Below are 1,112 nucleotides of genomic sequence, written 5' to 3'. Positions count from 1 at the left end.
TGTGATGTCCAGGGAGGTTGTCCGGCCTACTCACTGTGGTGAGTCCGGCTGACAGGTGAAGGCCTCCGGCTGTGAAGTGGAGCTGTCTAGGAACCGCTTCACGAGCCCGGAGGCCTTCGTGTCCCACGCTAACGCAACACTCACCCCGATCACCCGTCTGCGACTGGCACGGTTGATCGTCGATCGCGGCTGGACCTATCGCGCGGCAGCGAAAATGTTCATGGTCTCCCCACGCACGGCCAAGAAGTGGGCCGACCGGTACCGGATCGAGGGCGTCGCCGGGATGACCGATCGCAGCTCACGCCCACATACCAGCCCGAACAAGACCGCCCCGCAGCTCGTACGCGCCATCGTCGCACTGCGCTGGCGGCACCGGCTGGGACCGGTACAGATCGCCGGGCGGCTCGATATGGCAGCCTCGACCGTGCACGCGGTCCTGGTGCGTTGCCGCATCAACCGGCTCTCCCGTATCGACCGAGTCACCGGCGAACCCCTACGCCGCTACGAGCACGACCATCCCGGATCACTGGTCCATGTCGATGTCACCAAGTTCGCCAACATCCCCGACGGCGGTGGCCACAAATTCCTCAGCCGCCGCCAAGGCAAGCTCAACGCCGTCCACACCGCGCGGCGCACCGGCAAGCGCGGCAACCAGTACCGGCCTCTGATCGGAATCGCGTTCGTGCACACCGTCATCGACGACCACTCCCGCATGGCATACGCCGAGATCCGCGCCGACGAGAAAGCCGCCACCGCGATCGAGGTACTCCAGCACGCAGCGGCGTGGTTCGCCGACCACGGCGTCACCATCGAACGAGTGCTCTCCGACAACGGGTCGGCCTACCGGTCCCACGCCTGGCGCGAGGCCTGCGACGAACTGCGCATCACCCACAAGCGGACCCGCCCCTACCGGCCCCAGACCAACGGCAAGATCGAACGCTTCCACCGCACCCTCGCCGACGGCTGGGCCTACGCCCGCTTCTACCAATCGACCGAACACCGCAACCAAGCCCTACCCGACTGGCTCCACTTCTACAATCACCACCGAGCCCACTCCGCCATCGGCGGTCGCCCACCGGTCACCCGACTGACCAACCTCCCCGGACATCACA

General features: G+C 66.3%; 1 protein-coding gene. It reads left to right on the top strand.

Going from position 1 to position 1,112, the window contains the following annotated elements; all coding sequences use genetic code 11:
- Positions 1-118: 118 nt before the first annotated feature.
- On the top strand, positions 119-1,112 hold a 994-nt coding region (locus tag AB0L97_RS38675; protein ID WP_364440038.1), incomplete at its 3' end, for an IS481 family transposase.

The sequence above is a fragment of the Nocardia sp. NPDC051911 genome (assembly GCF_040681035.1).
GTDB classification, from domain to species: Bacteria; Actinomycetota; Actinomycetes; order Mycobacteriales; family Mycobacteriaceae; genus Nocardia; species Nocardia sichangensis.
Note: the sequence above shows the minus strand (reverse complement) of the source record. Positions and strands in the feature narration are given on the sequence as shown.